2 protein-coding genes are annotated in these 4,897 nt (G+C 64.2%); both read right to left on the bottom strand.

Annotated elements, in window-relative coordinates; genetic code table 11:
- Positions 1-1,437, bottom strand: a 1,437-nt coding sequence (locus tag QBK88_RS30510; protein WP_277965017.1) for a condensation domain-containing protein, incomplete at its 3' end; no start/stop codon positions are given.
- An 11-nt stretch (positions 1,438-1,448) separates the two neighbouring features.
- On the bottom strand, positions 1,449-4,897 hold a 3,449-nt coding region (locus QBK88_RS30505; protein WP_277965016.1), incomplete at its 5' end, for an amino acid adenylation domain-containing protein.

Raw genomic sequence — 4,897 nt, 5'->3', positions numbered from 1 at the left:
CGGCAGTTCAGCGATGCGCTGCTGCGGTTGGCGGGTGATCGCCTGCAACAGGTTGCGCCAATGCGCGGCCAGGCGGGCGATGGTCTCAGGCTCGAACAAGGCCGTGGCATAGGTCAGTGCCGCGCCGATGCCATCCTGCGACTCGAAGGTATCAAGGGTCAGGTCGAACTGCGCGGTGTGACGCTCCCACGCCAGCCCTTCGACGCTAAGCCCCGGCAATTGCCGGCGTTGGCCTTTGACCTGGGTCTGGTGGTTGTACATCACCTGGAACAGCGGGCTGTGGCTCAGGCTGCGCTCGGGCTGCAGTGCTTCGACCAGTTGCTCGAACGGCAGGTCCTGGTGGGCCTGGGCATCCAGCACGGTTTGCCGGACTTGCCGCAACAGCTCGGTAAAGGTGAGATGCAGGTCGAACTCGGCCTTGAGCACCTGGGTATTGACGAAGAAGCCGATCAGCCGCTCTGTCTCGACACGATTGCGGTTGGCCGTGGGCACCCCGACACGGATATCGTCCTGGCCGCTGTAGCGGTGCAGCAGGGTCTGGAAGCTGGCCAGCAGCAGCATGAACAGGGTCACGCCCTGCTGCTGAGCCAGTTGCCTGAGCCCTTGGGCGAGTTCAGCGTCCAGGTCGATGGCCAGGCTGGCACCGGCGAAGTCTTGCATCGCCAGGTGCGCACGGTCGGTGGGCAAGGCCAGCACGGGTTGTTCGCCGCCCAGTTGGGCGGTCCAGTAACCCAGTTGCCGTTCCTGCTCCCCGGCCTCCATCCACTGGCGCTGCCACAGGGCATAGTCGGCGTACTGAATGGGCAAGGCTGGCAGGCTGGGGGCCTGCCCCGCCACCTGGGCGGCGTACAGGTGCACCAACTCGTCCACCATCACCGGCGTGGACCAGCCATCGGACACCACGTGATGCAAGGTGAACACCAGCACGTGATCATCATCGGCCAGGCGCAGCAGCTTCACCCGCACCAGCGGGCCCTGCTCCAGATCAAAGGGCTGACGGGTCTCGGCGTCGACCCAGCCCTTGAGCGCTGCCTCCAGTGCCTGGCCAGGGGCCAGGTGGACGGCTTCGACGCGCAACGGCAAGGAAACCGAGGGGTGAATGACCTGGATCGCCTGCTCACCGTCCTGCCTGAAGGTGGTACGCAGGGTTTCGTGGCGGGCGATCAGGGTTTCGAAACTGGCGCGCAGGGCATCAACGTCCAGGTGGCCGTTGAGCCGCAGCGCGGTGGGCATGTTATAGGCAGTGCTGGTTGGCTCGAGTTGCCACAGGAACCATTGGCGCTGCTGAGCATAGGACAGCACCAGCAACTCCTCCGGATCCCGGGGCGCAATGGGAGCGACCGCGTACAGATTCACTCCCTGGCGCTTGAGCAGGATGGCCAGAGCCTTGCGCTCTCGGGTGGACAACGATTTAACAGAGTCGAGCAACGCTTGCACTGGCACATCTCCTATGAAATCAGGTCATCAATTTCTTCCATGGATAGACGTTTGAGGGCCTCCAGCGATTTAGCCAAATCATCGTGAAGAGGGTTCGATTGCCGATCGCGGCCTTCCAGGCCCTGGGTGAAGTCGCTCAATACCGGGCGTTCGAACAACTCTCGCAGGGCCACTTCCAGGTCCAGTTGCTGACGGATCCGCGTGATCACCTGAGTGGCAAGCAATGAATGCCCGCCCAGTTCGAAGAAATGATCGCCCAGCCCCACGCGCTCCACCTTGAGGACGTCGGCCCAGATGACTGCCACCTGCTGTTCCAGCTCGCTGCGGGGGGCCAGGTAGACCTGCTGCAAGTGGCTGACATCGGGCTTGGGCAATGCCTTGCGATCCAGCTTGCCGTTGGGCGTCAACGGCAAGTGCGGGAGGCTGATGACCTGGGCCGGCATCATGTAATCGGGCAGTGTCGCCGCCAGGTGTTCACGCACCAGGACGCGCAGCTGATGGATATCGACGTCGATGGCCGCGTCTCCCACCACCAGGTAGGCGACCAGTTGCCTGCCGGTCTCGCTGTCGACGTCCACCACCACCGCTTCGCGAATACCAACATGTTCCAGCAACCGCGCCTCGATCTCGCCCAATTCGATGCGCAACCCCCTGATCTTCACCTGGTGGTCGATGCGCCCGCTGTACTCCAGCTCGCCGCCGGCCTGCAACCGCGCCAGGTCGCCAGTACGGTACAGGCGGCCACCGCTGCCGTTGGGGTCGGGGATGAAACGCTCGGCCGTCAGCGCCGAACGGTGCAGGTAGCCTCGCGCAAGGCCGTCGCCACCAATCAACAGTTCGCCCGCCACCCCAGGCGGCACCGCCCCCAGGTCGGTGTCCAGCACATACAGCGTGGTGTTGGCGATGGGGCCACCCAGCAGTGGCGCCGGGTTGTCACGGCTCAAGCGACGGGCCGCCGACCAGATGGTGGTTTCCGTGGGGCCGTAGAGGTTCCACACCTCGCCGCCCTGCGCCAGCATGCGCTCAGCCAGGTCGGGCGCCAGCGCCTCGCCACCGGTCAGCAGCTTCCGGCCCAGGAACGTCTGCGGCCCGGCGACCTCCATCAACATGCGCCAGGTCGATGGCGTGGCCTGGACCGTGGTGACCGCCTGCTGCTCGATCAACCGGAGCAGCGCTTGCGGGTCCTTGTTCTGCCCATCAGCCAGCAGCACCACGGCGGCGCCCGTCCAGAGCGGCAGATACAGTTCAAGGCCGGCGATATCGAACGACAACGACGTCAGCGCCAATACCCGGTCGCTGGCTTTCAAGCCCGGTTGCACGGCCATGCTGGCCAGGAAATTGATCAAGGCCTGATGCGACACCGCCACGCCCTTGGGCTTGCCGGTGGAACCAGAGGTGTAGATGCAATACGCCAGGTGGTGCGATGCTGTCACGCTGGCCAGGTTGGCAGTCGGGTACTGGGCGATCTGCGGCCAATCGGTGTCCAGGCACCAGGTACGGGCCTGGCCCGAAGGTATCTGGCTCGCCAGGTGGGCCTGGGTCAGCAACAAGGTCGCGCCGCTGTGTTCCATCATGTACGCCAGGCGCTCGCGTGGGTACTCGGGGTCCAGCGGCACATAGGCACCGCCGGCCTTGAGAATGCCCAGCAAGCCCACCAGCATCTCCACACCACGCTCCACCGCGATACCCACCAGCGTGTCCGGCCCCACCCCCAACTCGCGCAATTTGAGCGCGAGCTGGTTAGCGCGCTGGTTGAGCTGGCGGTAGGTCATGGTCTGCTCACCGTAGACCAGGGCCACGGCATCCGGTGTTCGCTCAACCTGTGCTTCAATCAGGCTGTGCAGGGGCTGCTCGCGGGGGTAATCGGCCTGGGCGCGACGACCGTCCTGAAGGCTGCGTTCACGTTCCACCGCACTGAAGAGTGGAAGCTGTGCAACCCGTTGCTCGGGGCAGGCGACAATACCCAGCAGCAGGTTGCGCCAGTGCTCGGCCAGCCTGCGCACGGTGCTTTCATCGAACAGCGCCGACGCATAGCTCATCGATGCACCGATGCCCTGCGCATGCTCGAAGGTGTCCAGGGTCAGATCGAACTGGGCCGTTTCGCGACTTGCCACCACCGCTTCAACGCTCAGGCCCGGCAAGCTGCGCCGAGGTATATGAGCCTGGGTCTGATGGTTGTACATCACTTGGAACAGTGGGCTGTGGCTGAGGCTGCGTTGGGGGTGCAATGCCTCCACCAGTTGCTCGAACGGCAAGTCCTGATGTGCCTGGGCACCCAGCGCCGCCAGCCTGACCTGCTCAAGCAAGCCACTGAAGGTGGTGTGCAGGTCAAATTCGGCTCGCAGCACCTGGGTGTTGACGAAGAAGCCGATCAACTGCTCGGTTTCCACCCGATTGCGATTGGCGATCGGCACGCCCACACGAATGTCCGGCTGCCCGGAATAACGGTGCAACAAGGTCTGGAAACTGGCCAGCAGCAGCATGAACAGTGTCACGCCCTGGCCTTTCGCGACCTGCTTGAGCGACCGGGCCAGGCCTGCTTCGATATCGATGGCCACGCGCGCGCCCGCATGGCTCTGCACGGCCGGACGCGTCCGGTCGACAGGCAACGCCAGCACCGGGTGGTCCGTACCCAGCCGGGCTTGCCAATAGGCCAGTTGCCGAGCCTGTTCACCCGCCACCATCCACTGCCGTTGCCAGGCGGCATAATCGGCGTACTGCACGGCCAGGGCAGGCAGGCTGACCCGTTCACCCCGTACATGGGCCTCATAGCGTTGCACCAGTTCATCCACCATGATCGGCAACGACCAGCCGTCACAGATGATGTGATGCAGGGTCACTACCAGCACATGCTCTTCGCTGCCCAGGCGCAGCAGGGCAACGCGCAGCAATGGGCCTTCGCGCAGGTCGAAGGGCTCGCGTGTGCAAGCTTCCACCAGGGACGCCAGCGACGCCGGCACTGGCACATCGACCGGTTGGATCGCGGGGAAGCGAGCCTGAGCATGAATGATCTGGACCACCTCGTCGCCTTCCTGGGCGAAGGTAGTGCGCAGGGTTTCATGGCGTTCCACCAGCCCTTGGAAACTGGCCTGCAACGCCGCGACATCCAGCGCCCCCGTCAACCTGAGCGCCGTGGCCATGTTATAGGCTGCGCTGTCCGGTTGCAGTTGCCACAAGAACCACTGGCGCTGTTGGGCATAGGACCCCAGTATCGGCTGTGAGCGGTCCACGGCCACCATGCGCGGAGCCTGAGCCTGAAGCGGGGTGGCAAAACCGGCGAAATCAGCGAATACCGGATGGTCGAACAGGTGGTGCAGCGGCCACTCCAGATCAAGGTCATGACGAATTCGAGAAATCACCTGGGTCGCCAGCAGCGAATGCCCACCCAGCTCGAAGAAATTATCGGCACGCCCGACCTTCTCGACCTTGAGCACCTGGGCCCAGATGGCCGCCAGTTGCA

Source organism: Pseudomonas sp. RIT-To-2 (genome assembly GCF_029623465.1).
GTDB classification, from domain to species: domain Bacteria; phylum Pseudomonadota; class Gammaproteobacteria; order Pseudomonadales; family Pseudomonadaceae; genus Aquipseudomonas; species Aquipseudomonas silvicola.
The sequence above is the reverse complement of the archived record's forward strand: the minus strand, read 5'-3'. Positions and strand labels throughout refer to the sequence as shown.